A 16,615-nucleotide genomic window follows, 5' to 3' on the forward strand; every position below is an offset into this window, starting at 1 on the left:
AGATATACTTAAATTATATAAATCACTAATAAGATATTAAACTGGCTGATATTTATTCCCTTTATCCATTCTAAGCGACATTTATTCTTATTAATCCAGGTGCTGATTTATTTTTGAGTGGTAAACCAATTTTTTATGAGAAGAATATTCTTTACCCTTTTTTTTAATTTTTTAATCATCGTTGCTTTTGCTCAGGTACAAACAGGTAAGGCGTCGTTCTATGCAGATAAGTTTGATGGTGTTACTACTGCCAGTGGAGAAAAATACCGTCACAACAAATTTACCGGAGCTCATAAATCTCTTCCCTTCGGGACGAAAGTTCGCGTTACAAACCTTGCCAATGATAAATCTGTAGAAGTAAGAATCAACGACAGGGGCCCTTGGGTAGAAGGCCGCATCATTGATTTATCAAAGGCCGCTGCAGAAGAACTTGGCTTCGTGAATAAAGGTGTTGCCGATGTAAAGATTGAAATTGTTGATGCTGGCGATGGCAAGACCAGCGATCCGGGGAGACCGATTGAACATGTAATGGTTGAAGAAAAAGAATTTTATGAATTCGAGATCACGCGTCTTAATCCTAAAGGATACGGTGTACAGATCGGCACATACCAGGAATTAGTAAACCTGATGCGTTTATCAGACAACCTGAAGAACTCGTACAAAAAGCAAGTTACCATTCAGGTAAAGGTTATTAACGGCATCAAGTATTACGGAATTATTTTGGGAAAATTCTCTTCACGTTCCAAGGCTGAAGAATTTCGTGAAGAGTTGAAGATGAAGTTTCCGGATGCGTTTATTGTAGAGTATAACAGACTTTGATTTCCCTTTTTATATTCCTGCCAATCTCTAGCGACTAACTCGACAAGTTCTTTTTGGCCAGAAATAAGTTTTCCTTTGCATACCCTATAGTTTGTAATTCCACCAACACAAACTATAGGGATGTTTCATGGAGATTATCGGATATATCGCATCAATTTGCATTGGGTTGATCTTGGGATTGCTGGGAGGAGGAGGTTCCATTCTATCGATCCCGATCCTGGTATATATTTTTCAGATCGATGCCGTAACGGCCTCTGCCTATTCACTCTTCATTGTAGGAGTAACCAGTTTGGTCGGTGCTGTTCCAAAGTATAAAGAACATTTAGTGAACATCCGTACCGGATTACTGTTCGGCATACCTTCCATCATAAGTATATTTATTACCCGCAAGTGGATCGTTCCCGCTATACCAGATGTTATCTACCAATCATCTTCCATGGTGATCAGCAAGCGGGTTTTATTGCTGGGTATATTTGCGATCCTGATGATCCTGGCATCTGCTTCCATGATCCAGAATAAAAAAGAGATTACGCATGACGAAGACCGGTTCAGAACTTTTCTTGTTTTAATAGAAGGTATACTCATTGGCTTCCTTACAGGATTAGTTGGTGCTGGTGGAGGCTTCCTGATTATACCCGCATTGATACTGCTCACAGGCCTCCCGTTCAAAACCGCAGTAGGCACTTCGTTGTTTATTATTGCCATCAATTCACTGATGGGCTTCCTGGGCGATGTTTTAAACTATACCATGGACTGGTTGTTTCTTTTATCGATCACATCGTTAGCCATCATCGGTATACTTATAGGCAACAAACTTTCCGGAGCTATATCTTCGACAAAACTACGCAAAGCCTTTGGATGGTTTGTGTTGGTGATGGGCTGCTGGATTTTAATACGGGAAGTGCTTCTTTAATTTCTATTCGCACTTCAGCGTATCTACCGGGTTAGCTCTTGCCGCTCGTATAGTCTGTGAAAAAATTGTGGCAAGTCCAAGCAAGAACATTAGCGACAAGCTTATTACAATCTCAAGTATACCAACGGGAACATGATAATATTGCATCCGTACAAATACCTGGTCGAAGAACAGGTATGCCAGAGGTATAGCAATCAGGGCCGCAATACTCATCAACTTCATAAAATCTTTTGACAGAATAACGATTATACTTGTTGTAGAAGCTCCCATTACTTTTCGGATACCAACTTCCTTCACTCTGTTCTCCACGGTAAATACAACCATACCCAATAATCCAAGGCAGGAAATAGTAATTGCCAGTAACCCGAGGAAGCCGCACATCTTTACCATTACAAAATAAAAAGCGTAAGTCGCCTTAATCTCATCATCAAAAAATTGTGCAGTAAATTTGTCTTCACCGGCAATCATCTTCCAGGCCGATTCCATTTCCGTGATGGAAGTAAATACATCGGTAGTGACCATTTTAATATTGGCGTATTGAAAGCGACTTGAATCGTAGCGAAAGAAAAAGCTTTTTATAGGATACCGAAGTGGCATATAGTGAAAGTTCTTCACTACTCCGCTCACGGTTATTTCATCACCACCTGGTAAAACATACGACTGACCGATTGCATGTGCCGGATCCTTAATGCCAAATGTTTTCAGGAATTCTTCATTCACAATCGCATGCTTTTTATTCTGTGCTATATCTTCTGTAAAGTTGTTACCTGCCAACAGCGACAGATTCAGATTTGAGATATACCTCTCATCAACAAACATCTGGTATACTTCCGTAGAATCCGTTACATGCAGATCTTTCAGCCATATACTTTCAGAAGCTCCGGTGCCTGCAATATGCGAAGACATTGATATAGATTGTACCGACACAAGTTTTGCAAATTCATTCCTCAAAATTTGCGGATTGGCACTTTGCAATTCAACATCAAGGATGTTCTCCTGATCAAAACCAAAATCATGATTTAATGAATGTCGGTATTGATTTAATACGACAACAACGCCCATGATGAATCCAAGTGACAGTGCAAACTGTGACACAATTAAAACTTTTCGAAAGCTTATCCCCGAAAAGCCTTTACTAACAGGTTTTGTTTTCAATGCTTGTATAGGTGTGAGTCTTGCGAAATAAAGTGCAGGAATAATACCTGCAACCAGTCCCACGAAAAGAGCAAAGAGTATAAAATAAGCGATGGTATAAAAATCCGTGGAGAGATCCATACCAACACGATCTGCCAACATTGATAAAAATTCTGATCGCACCAATGTAAATATATAGTATGCAAAGACCAGTGCAATCATCGCAATGATTACAGTCTCCATGATAAATTGCAAAAAGATCTGATCACGTTGTCCGCCCATAACTTTGCGCAGACCAATTTCCTTCATACGCTTCAGCGCACGCGATATTGAAATGTTAGCATAGTTGAAACAAGCTGGTAACAATATCAGGATCGTAAGAAAAATAAAGATACTTAGCGAAGCATAATCCCACGCAGGTCCGATGGAGTAACGGAGATCGCGTCCGGGCGCTATATCATTCAAGGCTTGCAGCTCAAATGTGGCTCTTAAATTTTTCTCTTTCGCGTATATAGGTGCAGAAACTTTGTTCAGATATGCTTCGATAGCTTCCGTATTATGGTGCGCAGGAAGAAGCAGGTATATATAGGACTTCCTGAAATCAACCCAAGAATCAGTGCTTTGTGTCGAGTTGGCTTGTGAAGATTGAAGCAAGGTCTGGTACGAGGCGAGCACTTCAAATTGCATGTGAGAATTCTTCGGAACGTTCTTCAGAATACCGGTGATTTCGAAATCCTTTTCGTCCATTGTAATTACTTTTCCGATGGGGTCTTCAGCGTTAAACATTTTAACTCCTGCTGCCTCCGTTATTATCATACTGTTCGGTTTGGAAAGCACCGTTGCGATATTTCCCTTCAGAAGTGGAAATGTAAATACTTGCAGGAAGTTGCTATCTACATAATATCCCTCCAGCGGTATTTCTTTATCCTTATAGGATGCCTCTGCTGTTAGGGTTGAGTTTATCCGTACCACCTCATCTATACCTGTATATTCATCTCGTAATTTCTGAGCAACGGCAACAGGAGCAGTGGCAAGTGGATCGGTGCGCTGTTTATCCGTTACAACGGAAATGACGCGATACATTCTGTCCTTGTTAACATGAAATGTATCGTATCGCCAGAGAAAAGACATGAACGCTATCAACAACAGGCTTATGGACATGCCTACGGCCAGGCCGAGTACATTAACAATGGTGAAGAACCGATGCTTCGACAGGCTTCGTATACCAATGAGAAAGTAATTTTTTAACATAGCGGGATGGAAAGAAGTGAATGCGTAATGATGATGTGCAGCCTTTTGCTTTCGTTTTTTTACAGCGTACGAAAACAACAGTGAGGCTACACGCTGCCAGTATTTTAATTTAGCACGCCTTACAGACATATACTCTAAATCATGATTGAACAGTTCTTCAAGATCTCCATGAAGATCTTCCATCGATGTTGTGTCGCAGTACCAGGTAAAGATCCGATCTGCCAATCGCGGTGGTTTTATGGAGTGCTTCATTTTGTCAACGAAAGTGTTGCCTTTGATAGCTTCCACAGTTCATCACGCAAAGCCTTCATATTATGAAGTTCAATCTTGCCCTGATGCGTCACTTCAAAATACCGCTTGCGCCTTCCGCCCCGTTCTTGTGTAGGTTCCCCAAGCCACGATTTTAGATATCCTTTTTCCTCCAGGCGTGTAATCGTAGAATGAAGCGCTCCTATACTAATGCTTCGATCTGCTCTTTTCTCAATGGATTCCTTAATGGCTACACCATAGGCATCTTCAGCAAGGCTAGCTATCGTAAGCAGTACCAGTTCCTCAAATTCTCCAATAAATCCTTTCATGAAAATATGTTCTACAGTACTTATACTGCAAACATGCCTAATATGTTTCTATTTTTAAGATTAAATAGAAACATATTTTCTCAGTGCTTGAGAGTAGTACCTCTGATGTCTATAAAGACAAAACGAAATTTTTGATTTTCAACAGAAAAATATACTCTTCAAATGAGACTCCAACGCAGGGTCGATAAATTTGAATCTGTTCAGTGTGTGTTCGTAAAACATATCAACACCGCTTCCGAAGTGCATAATTACTTCCACCGGAACCGTAGTATAGCCCAAGCGTTTGGCGGCAACAATGCGGTGATTGCCGTCGGTGAGCAAGGCGGTATTTTTTATAACTGTTAACTCTAAAGGAGTAAGGCCGTGCTTCTGCACATAGGCCGTTACTTCATCGACACCATGCCGCTGTATAAAAGGTACATGTGGTGCTGGGGTTTCATCACGTTTAAATTCGCGGTAACCCCAAAGAACATCAATAGAAATTTCAGTTTCCCTTTTGTAGATCATATGGTTTGCCCTCCTGTCAACTTCTCAGGAGTGATAAATCAAACCCTATACCTCTGCTCAAAAAATCGTTTTAAAGACGATAGAGAGTATATATCAAAAAATATTATCTCAACTTAATCACATATATCTCATATTGGGAGATGAACCTGACCTTTTTACCCTATAGCTGTAAGGGTATCTTCTTTAGCAAGGGAATCTAAATTGCTAGGCAACCTGACGTGGTCTGCTCGTGATTGTGCCGATTGTCTAAGTGCGTCACGTGTACTGTTAGAATTCAGAAACGAAAGAATGCTTTTAAACTTCGATGCTTACTCTGCACTGAGCCTGAAGGAAGGGAAATCTTTACCGAAACAACAACGTAATATTTACGATCAATGTAAACCGTTCTTTATACACGAATCTGTTTTGCATGATATGTCAATTTTACCGATCAACACAAAGGCATGAGAATTATTAGTAACATAACGTACTATGGTTATATTTGCAACATCGTTGGATGCCACGGTTTAGTGTATTAACAATGAATAAATGTAAATATTGATATTCCGTTGTTTTGATTCGCATTTCTTAGCCCAAGAAAAAGGGGAGGTTAAACAGCCTTCCCTTTTTACTTTTAAGAGAATGCTTAACAACTAAATCCTCTACGGATTGCCTCGTTAACTTCAGCAGCAGATCGTGATAACATAAACATCTTGACTTTACTGGTAGCAGTATTGAAAATAATTTTTCGTCCATAACTACCTCCTGTGTGTTGGGCGATTATCTGTATACCGGTTTGTTGAAGCAAAGTGTTGGCTACTTCTACATTTCGTTTCCCAACCGAAAACAACGGATGATCATTTGACCACGAGTTGCATCCTCCAAAAACTTTCGCTTCAATATTCTCAACATGCGCACCTCGATTGAGCATCGATCGGATCAACATTGCAATGGAAGAATAACCAAGATCAGCATCTCCTTTCGGACTGTCCTTTGAGCCTGGTAACAGATAGTGATTCATTCCTGCCATTTGGCGTTGTTTATCCCACAAGCAAACGGAAACACAAGAACCCAACACAGTATATATTTCAGTCTGTGCCGTGGTGATCAGAAATTGCCCGTTGGTTATAAAGTAACGCTTAAGCGATGCCATAAGGAACCTGATATATAGTTGGGTTGATTTGCTTTAGCGGAACATTCATATTCATGATCGATTCACTATGACCCAGGAACAAAATACCCCCCGGCCTTAAACTGGCTGTGAGTTTCCGGATTACTTTCTCCTGCACCACTTTATCAAAATATATCAGAACGTTTCGGCAGAAAATTATATCCTGAGATACTGCATTGTAGCTCTGATCCATAAGATTAATGCGTTGATATGTAATTTTATTTCTCAAAGCAGGTTTAATACGAACCAGATTACTTGAACGATCTTTACTTCTAAGAAAATAATCGCGTTTCCACTCCGGTGGGATTGCACTGATTTTATCGAGTGTATATATACCATGATGTGCTGACTGAATTACTCGCAGAGATATATCACTGGCCATAACCGAGTAATTAAAAAACGGATTGGTCTTCTTGAACTCCTCCAATACCATCATAATGGTATAGGGCTCTTCGCCTGTGGAACAGGCTGCCGACCATACTTTAAGGGTTCGCGATCCATATGTGCGAAAGTATTCCGGTAAAAATGAGTCCGATAAAAACTTAAAGTGCAGGGGCTCGCGCAGAAAATCGGTTTTATTAGTTGTAATGAGATCTATTACATTCAATAGCTCACTATGTTTTCCTTCCTTACTAAAAACAAGATCCAATAATTCCCTATATGTACTTAAGCCTAACGATTTCACTTTTTTATTCAGGCGACTTTCCAACATGGACCGTTTCGCGGGAGGCAATTTAATACCGTAGACGGTTGTAACATATTGACTAAGCCTTTCAAAGCTCTCATCGTCCATGCGAAGGATTGAAATAGGATCTGAAGTTTCCATCGGTCGCTTGATATATATTTAGTGCTTGTATTGACTTGGCGCGCCCGGGTACATTACTGCATAGCCAACGGCTCTATAAAATTTAGATCCTGCATATACTATAACTGCAGGATCCGAACTCTGTATTTAAAATTCTGTGAATTCACTATCTAAGGGACCATTATCAAGTTTAAGGTCGAATCCCTTATGATTACCCGAGAAAGCATGCTGAACATCTTTTTCGGAATATTTCTGTTTGTCTTTCGTAATCTTTCCGGTTGATCGCGCGCTGGTTTTAGCATCGATTTTAAAATAACTGATTGCGGCCTTTAATTCTTCTGCCTGCGTGTTGAGCTCTTCTGCATTTGAAGACATCTCCTCTGCTGCAGATGCATTTCCCTGTGTAACTTGTGACAACTGTTGAATGGCCTTATTTACCTGGCTTGCGCCTTGATTTTGTTCAAGACTTGAAGCAGCAATTTCCTGCACAAGCTCAGCAGTTTTATTTATATCCGGCAAGGTATTGATCAGTAGCTCTTTTGATTCCTTTGCTTGTCTAACGGTTTGTGCTGAAATCTCATTAATCTCCGCGGCAGCACGCTGACTCCGCTCGGCAAGCTTGCGCACTTCCGCTGCAACTACAGCAAAGCCCTTACCATGTTCTCCGGCACGTGCAGCTTCAACAGCTGCATTAAGTGCAAGCAAATCTGTTTTAGAAGCTATCTCTTCTATGATTATAATTTTATCTGCAATGGTTGTGATAGCCTCCACGGCTTGTGATACAGATTGACTTCCTGCCTGAATATCTTTTAAAGCTTTGTTTGCAATCTTCTCTGTCTCACGCGAGTTATCGGTATTTTGAAGAATGTTAGCAGCCATTTGCTCCATTGAAGAAGATACCTCTTCTGCGGCACTCGCCTGCTCTTGTGCTCCTTGTGACATCTGTTGTGATGCTGACGCCACTTGTTGACTGGCCGCGGTTACATTATCTGCTCCATTATATATAGTGACCGCTATATCTCGCAGATTGTTTACCATTTGTTCGAGTGCTTCGTCCAATTCACCGCCATGACTTTTCTGAGCACTAAAATCAATCATCAGGTCACCTTTGGAAACTCGCTTTGCTACATCCACGGAATTCCGAAGCTTCACGATCATAAACTGTAGCTCCTTCAGCATCAATCCTATTTCGTCTTCTATTGTAATTTTAACATCGGCAGAGAAATCTCCGGCAGATAATTTCTTCACCGCCAGTGTAGCAATATTTAGTGATGATGAAATTCCTCGCAATAACCATACAGCCATCATTACACTGATCAGAACCGCCAACAGGATAATCATGCACATAATTACTACTGAATTATAGTATAGATCACTGGTTTCCAGTCTATCGTTTTCCATCTTTGCGTTTATAATGCCCAGGTAGCTATCAATTACAGCGGCTAACTCTGAACCTGTTGAATCACCTTTATCATTAGACATCGTCATTGCTCTGGCGTTGGTAGCATTACCCGCGAGGCTCATAACTTCTTTGTGGACGGTATAGAAGTTTGATGATTGACGTTGATACTTATCGAGAAGTAATGACACATCACCGGTTGCACCTCTGCTAAGGCGCGTAATAGAGATCTCCAGTTCGTTTTCTATACTGGAAGCTTCGGCGATAATGCTCTCTCGTAACCGCGCATTCGATGACAGGATCAAAGCTTTCTCCTCGCTATAAAGTTTTAAGAAGAGTTCCTTAATCCGAGAGGCTAAAAGTAATTGATCCTTAGTGCCGCTATTGTTAATATATATAATCAGCTCCTCTAACGTAGCACTGGCTTTCAAAAACTCGGTGTAGCTATCATTGAAAGAACTTGCCTTTGCTATATTTTCACTATTTATAGTTGCTAATTTTACTATTTCGGCATTGGTCTTGAAAAAATCATCCAGCTTAATTTCCATTTGTGATATGATCGGAGTCAATTCGCCAGAGCTTATTGATTTCAGAATATCAAATTCACTCCGGGCTTTGGTTACACTCGCATCGATTGACCTCGACAATTCGTTAATTTCCTGATCGGTCTCGGCAATAATAACTTTTTTCTGATCCCTCATTATTACCATTATCATCTGCCTGACGCGTGTAATGGATGCCTGTTGTTTAACAGTGCCATCCATAATCATATTGATGCGGTTATTCATATTGCCGATCCGTAAAAAGGCAACAGCAAAGATTATGATCATCAACGTCACCAGCATTGCGAATGCAAGTACGAGTTTGTTTCGGATTGTCATTTTGTTTAACATATAGTATATATTTTATTCATAGGCCTATTAAAATTCATTTACAATGCTTATATCAGCAGTCGAGAACACCTTGTTTATATCAATGATCATCGTGATATCCCCTTGATTATTAACAATGCCCGTAACCGGTGTTGAGTGTCTATAGCTATCAATATCTGCAGGCTTTTGTATCTGTTGCATATTAATCTCTACCACCTCTCTGGCAACATCTACAATCGCACCGATCTGTATAGTTTTTTCATCCGCTTCTGCAATTTCCAAAATCAATATTCTGTTTTTACTGGTTCTTTCACCAGCCGGCAAGCCAAGCTTGAGACGCGTGTCCAACAAGGGAAGTACCCTGCCACGCAGATTAATTATACCCAGCATATAGTCTGGTGTATTGGGAACTTTAGTGATTTGATTCAACTCAACAACTTCCTGCACGTTGTCTACATGAACAGCAAATTTTTCATCGCCCAGAAGAAATGTGAGGTAAGCGCCAGACACGGAGGCTGTTTCCATATATATACTTAGTTTACAAAAATCGATTCTTTAAAAAGTCGTTGAGGGTCCAACACCAACGCCATTGTTCCATCGCCCAGGATCGTACCACCTGAAATAAAATCAACCTGCTGATAATGCTCACCCAGTGGTTTTAACACAGCCTGTATTTTCCCTTGGATACTATCTACCGCTATACCCTTCGTTACCCCATTAAATCCAACCGAGATAATGTCGGTTGTTTTAGGAGGAATGGCTGTACTATAAAATTTTTTACGAAGAGAAAATACCGGGAGCAATTCTTCATTTACAAGTACATCTACACATACATGGTTCTCGCGGTCCAATGAAGTATAGGGTATCCGATCAATACGTTCTATAACATTGAGCGGTATTACATAATGGGTAGTATCTACCAAAACGAGTAGTCCATCAATAATAGAGCGCGACAGAGGAAGCTTAATATGGAAAGATGTGCCTTTGCCTTCGGTGCTTGATATTAAGATGCTCCCGCGAAGTTCGGTTATTCGCTGATTCACTACGTCCATTCCTACACCTCGACCCGACACATCTGATATAACTTCGGCTGTCGATAAGCTTGAGCAAAAAATCAGATTAAAAATTTCCTGTTCTGTCAGTTCATCATCAGGCTTGATCACACCTCGCTCAGTGGCTTTCTGTAATACTTTCCGGGTATCTATACCTTTACCATCGTCACTTACAACCAGGTTGATAAAAGTGTTGGACCGATAAGCTTTTAATTTTATTGTTCCATATTCCGGTTTCCCCGCAAGACTTCTTTCTTCCGGAGTTTCTACACCATGATCTATAGCATTACGAATAAGATGCATGATGGGGGCTGTCATCATTTCGATCACATCTTTATCCATTTCCGTTTCAGTTCCTTTGGATAAAAAATTGATTTTTTTTCCTTGCTGCTTTGAAAGGTCGCGAACGAGACGTTTGAATTTTGTTACGAGTGCTTCTATAGGCACAAGACCTATTTCGAGAGAAGTATCGCGCAGATGGTTGGTCACCGTTTCCATGCGCTCTGTAATTTCATCTAACGCAGCGATACGATCACGCTGTGCAATATTCAGAAGCTGTGCTTGTAAAATGATCAGCTCACTGATCCAATTGATAAGGTCATCAATTTTATGTTTACTGACTTTGATAACAGTATCGTCCTGCGTCTTACTTTTTCTTTGAATGCCGGCATCCTCCACAACTGTGTTTTGCTTTCGTGCGGAAGTACTTTTTTCGGAAAGCCAGGATGCACATATTTTTAATTCCTCCGGATTTCGTGCGCTACCTTGGTGGTAATCATCCACTGCCTTTTTGAACTCCACTTCCTGCAGCAAATTTCCGTCTGCCAGCTGCTCAAGCAAAATTTCACATTCGTGCTCAACAAATATAAAGTAGCTTTCAATTTCACTTCGTGGAATCGACGTTGCAATTACAACGCTCCAATCAGTAATATACCCTTCATCGTCTTTATACTGGTGTGTTTTAATAGTTCCTAACGCTTCAAGATCCTTTACGATGAAAATGAGCGGATGATTTTCTTGTTCAGAAATTCCTATCGTAGGTTTTACCTGTAATAGATAAGTGGCCAGACTATTTTTGTTATAACCTGTTGACAGACCTATTGCAGTAGCAGCAGCATATTCAACGTCTTTTAAAAACTGGGACGCCAGTGCTAGATGTATATCAAGATTATCAGATTGCGTTGTGTCACCTTTATTCTTCTTCCCAAGTAAATCGCGAACCCTATCAAAGGCTTGCAGCGTAAGGCTTATCAGATTATCAGATACCGGCAAGTGGCCTTGTCTTACTTTATCAAATAACGTTTCCAGTAAGTGTGCAAGCCGACTTATATTTTCAAAACCAAACATACTGGCTGCGCCTTTGATGGTATGCATGGTTCTGAATACTTGTTCGAGTGGTGCAATAGCCAACGGGTTAGACTCAAGTTGCAGAAGGCCCTCGTCCAACTCATTCAACAGATCAAGCGTGTCTTCTATAAAACGCTTTTGATTATTGTCCATTTACAATGGCGTTTTCAATCAACGCAAAAAAGGTATCTGCTTTGTACGGTTTCTTTACCCAGGCAGCAAGACCGGCCTTTTGCGCCTCACGCATTTTTTCAGGATCACGCTCTGTTGTTAGAAAAATGACGGGAATTTTTGATGTTCCTGTCTGCCCCTTTATTTTATTTAAAAGTTCAAGACCAGTACATTCCGGCATATTATAGTCAGAAAGGACCAGATCAACTGAAATTGTCTCGTTGTTAAGTACCCCAAATGCCTCATTACCATTCGATGTTGCAATCGTTGCATAGCCAGCTCGCTCCAGCGTATCGCATAGAAAATTTCTGATGCTAGTGAAGTCTTCAACAACAAGTATTGTTTTTTTCATTGTAGATGAGGTCATGTGCCTCGTTTTTATAAAGCAAGTTTACCAGTTGTTCACCAGTCCCCTATTCAGGACTATTATAGAATGATGGTTAGTTTAATTACTTAAGTGCATGTCCGTATTTTTACTTATACAATTGCGGTTACACTGAAGCGAGCCTTAAAAAGGAGATGGATACATTGATCTCTAACACAATTTTCTGATGTATATCAGATCAATTGCTATGATTTGAAATATCAATATACCCCATCTTCTGCACCAAGATGACGTTCATAGCTAACTTTTTACTTGCCAGCGCATCCGAATAACAAACCTGCCATACATATATAGTTCAACTTTCGCGGATATACCGCGAAAGGCTACAGCATGTAAAAATTTTTATTGCACAAGCGCAGAGTCCAAAAAATAACATCAAAAATTCTCAAAATATTTAGGCATGACTCTATTCGAAGATCACACACCCACAATTGACTTTAACTTAGAACCACATTTTTCATTTAACTTTCCAACTAGGCGTCTTTACAGAAAACAAGATGAAATAACATGACCGAGGAAAATGAGATTAGCTATTACCCAAGTATTAAACAAAGCTGGGGGATTGTAGGAATATCCTTACTTATTATGGCATTGTTTAGTTTCATCTACTTGGTACTAAATCAGTATATAGATAAATCGATTTCTTTTTTTATATACTATATTTTATCAATGGGCATAATTTTTTGGATTGCTCACAAGAAAAAAGAAAGAGTAACCGGTGCTAGTATATACAATTTCAATTCAAGTTCTTTTAAAAATGTAATACTGGTTTCCGTTGCAGTAATTTCAATTCAAATAGGGATAACCACTCCGCTTGTAAGCATGATACCGATGCCTGATTCTTTTGAAAAAATATTCCTTGAAGTAAGCAAGCGAACTGATATTTTCTCATTTATTACGATCGCCATCGCTGCACCTATATTTGAGGAACTGATTTTCAGAGGTGTTATTCTGGATGGGCTGTTGAAAAGATATTCTCCTTTTCAATCTATTTTTATTTCCAGTGTACTCTTCGGTGTAATGCATTTAAATCCCTGGCAATTTATTACTGCTCTTGTTATTGGAATGTTTTCAGGATGGGCGTATTATAATACCAGGAGCTTGACCTTATCTATTCTGATTCATTTTGTAAATAATTTAGCTGCCTTTAGTTCTAGATATTTTCTGGACACCGAAGCTTTACTAGATCAATCATTAACAAAATTATATGGCGGCCTCTTAAGTCTTATTGTATTTATTTCCGGAGGAATAATTGTTACCGTGATCTGTTTATACTTTCTAAGGCTAGAATTTAAGAAAGCACAAATTAATTAAAGCAAGCCTCATAGTGATTGAATGAGATTTCAGTCTTTTAGATAAAGCACAAAAAAATGCGATCATGATTTGATTCGCATTTTTTTTGCCGGAGTCGTGAACCAAACCTGTGATCCATTTCACTAATTCGGCAAAACATTAAAATGAAAAAAGCGACCAGTTACCTGGTCGCTCTTCTCTTTGTAGCGGGGACAAGACTCGAACTTGTGACCTTTGGGTTATGAGCCCAACGAGCTACCAACTGCTCCACCCCGCGATGTGGTGCGATTTGATTATTTGTTGTCTTTCCTCAAATCGTTTGCAAAAGTAGGCCGCTCACATTTAAAAAACAAGTTACCTTTGTAAAATCATTTATGGTATCATCATCTTTTAAAGCTGGTTTTGTAAGTATTGTTGGTAAACCCAATGTAGGCAAGTCATCTCTGATGAATAAGCTCATGGGAGAAAACCTCTCTATCATTTCCGCTAAAGCACAAACTACGCGCCATCGCATCATGGGAATTTTGAATGGCGAAGATTTTCAGATAGTTTATTCTGACACTCCCGGAATTCTCGAACCAAAGTATTCTTTGCATGACGCCATGATGAGTTATGTAAAAGTGTCGTTGGAAGATGCGGACGCAATTCTACTCGTTGTTTCTCTGGAAGACACGTATGAAGAAGAATTGTTCGAACGCTTTAAAAAATTAGGAACACCCATTCTTTTAGTGATCAACAAAATTGATTTAGCGAAGGGAACACAGGTAAATGACAAAATCGCTTACTGGAAAAACGCTATTTCCAATATTCGTGAAATCGTGACGGTGTCTGCAAAAACCGGGGAACAAGTGGATACACTCCTTCCTAAGCTCTTATCGCTCATGCCGGAGCATCCTCCGTTTTTTCCGCAGGATGAATACACTGACAGGACAGAGCGTTTTTTTGCATCTGAAATTATACGTGAAAAAATATTTCTGAATTACGAGCAGGAGATACCCTATAGTACAGAGGTTTCTATCAACTCATTTAAAGAAGAACCTGATATCATACGGATCAGTGCTGTGATCTATGTTGAGCGCAATTCACAAAAAGGAATTGTGATTGGCAAAGCAGGAAGTTCTTTAAAGAAAGTTGGGATGGAGGCACGAAAGGATATGGAATCCTTCTTTGCTAAAAAAGTATTTCTTGAAACGCACGTGAAAGTGGCTGATAACTGGAGAAAAGAAAAATTCAAACTCAGACAATTCGGATACCTCGAATAAGCGTACAGGTTTAAACTATACGTGAGGATAAATTGTAAATCTAAAAATCGACAATCGTAAATCGAAATGGCAAACATTGTAGCAATAGTAGGAAGACCTAATGTTGGGAAGTCAACTTTTTTTAATCGTCTGATAGAAAAACGTCAGGCTATTATGGATAATGAACCGGGCGTTACACGCGACCGTCACTATGGATATGCAGAGTGGTGCGGAAGTTATTTTACCGTGATTGATACCGGTGGTTATGCAACCGGCTCTGAAGATAAATTTGAATCGGAGATACGCAAACAAGTTAAGCTTGCTATCGATGAAGCATCTGCTGTAATTTTTATGGTGGATTGTCGCGATGGACTTACGGGTTTTGATAAAGACTTCGCGAATGTTTTAAGAACTTCGAAGAAGCCAATCTTTGTAGCCGCCAACAAGGCAGATACACCTGATAAAACAATGCTCGCGAATGAATTTTATGAGCTTGGTCTTGAAGGCGAAATATACCCTATATCTGCTGAGAATGGTAGCGGCACGGGTGAACTCCTCGATGATTTGATTAAGCTCTTTCCTTCGGAAGGTGTTGAAGATCCGGATGCCGGCATTCCGCGTATAGCCATCGTTGGAAGACCAAATGTAGGGAAGTCATCTTTACTCAATGCATTACTTGGAACAGATCGCAGCATCGTAACGGATGAAGCTGGTACAACACGGGATGCTATACACTCATACTATAAAATGTATGGCAAGAACTTTATACTTATAGATACTGCCGGAGTTCGTAAGAAAGGCAAAGTAAAAGATGATATCGAATTCTATTCTGTACTCCGTTCGTTACGCGCGCTTGAAGAGTGCGATGTATGTATAGTAGTGATCGATGCCGAGCGCGGAATGGAATCGCAGGATGTTAATTTGATCAGTCTCGCGCAACGTCAGGGCAAGGGTATGGTGATCATGGTGAACAAATGGGACCTGATTGAAAAGGATTCCAAAACCTCCGATAAGTTTAAGAAGGATATACAGGAGAAACTGGCTCCGATTGATTATATCCCCATTATGTTCGTATCAGTACTAAACAAACAGCGTATTTTTCAGGTAATGGAAAAAGCTGTAGAAGTATTCGATAACAAGGATAAAAAGATACCGACATCCAAGCTTAACGATATACTTTTAAAGGAAATTGAGCACTATCCACCGCCATCTATAAAAGGCAAGTTGATTAACATAAAGTATATAACGCAGGTAAATGCGCGGTTTCCATCGTTTGCATTCTTTAGTAATCTGCCACAGTATATTTCAGAGTCCTATCAGCGCTTCCTTGAAAATAAAATTCGTGAACACTTTGACTTTGAGGGGGTGCCAGTACGGTTGATCTTCCGCAAAAAATAGATTTTAAAAACAATTTTTATTACCCGTTTGATTTCCTGTGATATAATCGTACTATATTTGCGGTAAATTTTTTAAAACCTGTAAACTATGAAAAAAACTATCGCATTGTTAGCTGTTTGTGGCTTCGCTTTGACTTTCGTTGCTTGTGGCAAGAAAGCAGAACCTGCTGCTGAAACTGTAGATTCTACTACTGTTGAAACACCAGCTCCTGTAGAAGCTGACACAACTGCTGCAGATACTACTGCAACTGATACAACAGCTGCTCACTAGTCAATCTGAAAAGATTTGATTCTTAGGAAG

15 protein-coding genes and 1 tRNA gene are annotated in these 16,615 nt (G+C 39.9%); 6 read left to right on the forward strand and 10 right to left on the reverse strand.

What is annotated here, in order from left to right; translation table 11 throughout:
• The first annotated feature begins 135 nt into the window (after positions 1-135).
• Both B5Y40_RS13960 and B5Y40_RS13965 read left to right on the forward strand, forming a co-directional pair.
• Complete coding sequence (locus B5Y40_RS13960) at positions 136-819, forward strand: septal ring lytic transglycosylase RlpA family protein (protein WP_079687414.1); 684 nt, start codon at positions 136-138, stop codon at positions 817-819.
• Between the two features lie 127 nt (positions 820-946).
• Complete coding sequence (locus B5Y40_RS13965; RefSeq protein ID WP_079687415.1) at positions 947-1,732, forward strand: sulfite exporter TauE/SafE family protein; 786 nt, start codon at positions 947-949, stop codon at positions 1,730-1,732.
• A gap of 3 nt (positions 1,733-1,735) precedes the next feature.
• On the opposite strand, the gene B5Y40_RS13970 is transcribed toward B5Y40_RS13965, so the two are convergent.
• The 9 genes from B5Y40_RS13970 to B5Y40_RS14010 all read right to left on the reverse strand — a co-directional run bounded on the left by B5Y40_RS13970 (position 1,736) and on the right by B5Y40_RS14010 (position 12,350).
• Positions 1,736-4,369 carry an ABC transporter permease gene (locus B5Y40_RS13970; RefSeq protein ID WP_143785773.1) on the reverse strand — a complete coding sequence of 878 codons (2,634 nt, stop codon included), beginning with the start codon at positions 4,367-4,369 and terminating at the stop codon, positions 1,736-1,738.
• Entirely contained in the window at positions 4,366-4,695 is a 330-nt protein-coding gene (locus B5Y40_RS13975; RefSeq protein WP_079687417.1) for a PadR family transcriptional regulator, read from the reverse strand. The genes B5Y40_RS13970 and B5Y40_RS13975 overlap by 4 nt, the downstream gene beginning before the upstream one ends.
• Positions 4,696-4,833: 138 nt before the next feature.
• Entirely contained in the window at positions 4,834-5,202 is a 369-nt protein-coding gene (locus B5Y40_RS13980; RefSeq protein ID WP_079687418.1) for a ParB N-terminal domain-containing protein, read from the reverse strand.
• A 625-nt stretch (positions 5,203-5,827) separates the two neighbouring features.
• On the reverse strand, positions 5,828-6,334 hold the full coding sequence (locus B5Y40_RS13985) for a chemotaxis protein CheD (protein WP_079687419.1): 507 nt from the start codon (positions 6,332-6,334) through the stop codon (positions 5,828-5,830).
• Positions 6,321-7,178, reverse strand: a complete 858-nt coding sequence (locus B5Y40_RS13990; protein WP_079687420.1) for a CheR family methyltransferase — start codon at positions 7,176-7,178, stop codon at positions 6,321-6,323. Before B5Y40_RS13990 ends, B5Y40_RS13985 begins: the two co-directional genes overlap by 14 nt.
• A 126-nt stretch (positions 7,179-7,304) precedes the next feature.
• Positions 7,305-9,437 (reverse strand): HAMP domain-containing methyl-accepting chemotaxis protein, encoded by a 2,133-nt coding sequence (locus B5Y40_RS13995; protein ID WP_159453703.1) that lies wholly within the window; start codon positions 9,435-9,437, stop codon positions 7,305-7,307.
• 39 nt (positions 9,438-9,476) lie between these two features.
• A complete protein-coding gene (locus B5Y40_RS14000) occupies positions 9,477-9,953 on the reverse strand; it encodes a chemotaxis protein CheW (protein ID WP_079687422.1) in 477 nt (158 codons plus the stop codon).
• A gap of 8 nt (positions 9,954-9,961) precedes the next feature.
• Positions 9,962-11,980: a chemotaxis protein CheA gene (locus tag B5Y40_RS14005; protein WP_079687423.1), complete on the reverse strand. Its 2,019-nt coding sequence runs from the start codon at positions 11,978-11,980 to the stop codon at positions 9,962-9,964.
• Positions 11,970-12,350, reverse strand: a complete 381-nt coding sequence (locus B5Y40_RS14010; protein ID WP_159453704.1) for a response regulator — start codon at positions 12,348-12,350, stop codon at positions 11,970-11,972. The genes B5Y40_RS14005 and B5Y40_RS14010 overlap by 11 nt, the downstream gene beginning before the upstream one ends.
• Before the next feature lie 540 nt (positions 12,351-12,890).
• Between B5Y40_RS14010 and B5Y40_RS14015 the strand changes: the two genes are divergently transcribed.
• The gene (locus tag B5Y40_RS14015) at positions 12,891-13,697 is read left to right on the forward strand and encodes a CPBP family intramembrane glutamic endopeptidase (RefSeq protein WP_079687425.1); all 807 of its coding nucleotides are present in this window, start codon (positions 12,891-12,893) and stop codon (positions 13,695-13,697) included.
• Positions 13,698-13,880: 183 nt separating this feature from the next.
• Here B5Y40_RS14015 and B5Y40_RS14020 read toward each other — a convergent pair.
• Positions 13,881-13,953: transfer RNA gene (locus B5Y40_RS14020), tRNA-Met, on the reverse strand.
• A gap of 97 nt (positions 13,954-14,050) precedes the next feature.
• Here B5Y40_RS14020 and era point away from each other — a divergent pair.
• From era to B5Y40_RS14035, 3 genes are all read left to right on the forward strand, one after another.
• The gene (era, locus tag B5Y40_RS14025) at positions 14,051-14,938 is read left to right on the forward strand and encodes a GTPase Era (protein WP_079687426.1); all 888 of its coding nucleotides are present in this window, start codon (positions 14,051-14,053) and stop codon (positions 14,936-14,938) included.
• A gap of 66 nt (positions 14,939-15,004) precedes the next feature.
• Positions 15,005-16,315, forward strand: a complete 1,311-nt coding sequence (gene der, locus B5Y40_RS14030; RefSeq protein WP_079687427.1) for a ribosome biogenesis GTPase Der — start codon at positions 15,005-15,007, stop codon at positions 16,313-16,315.
• Positions 16,316-16,402: 87 nt separating this feature from the next.
• Positions 16,403-16,585 (forward strand): hypothetical protein, encoded by a 183-nt coding sequence (locus B5Y40_RS14035; protein WP_079687428.1) that lies wholly within the window; start codon positions 16,403-16,405, stop codon positions 16,583-16,585.
• Positions 16,586-16,615 lie beyond the last annotated feature (30 nt).

The sequence above is a fragment of the Ohtaekwangia koreensis genome (assembly GCF_900167975.1).
Classification (GTDB): domain Bacteria; phylum Bacteroidota; class Bacteroidia; order Cytophagales; family Cyclobacteriaceae; genus Ohtaekwangia; species Ohtaekwangia koreensis.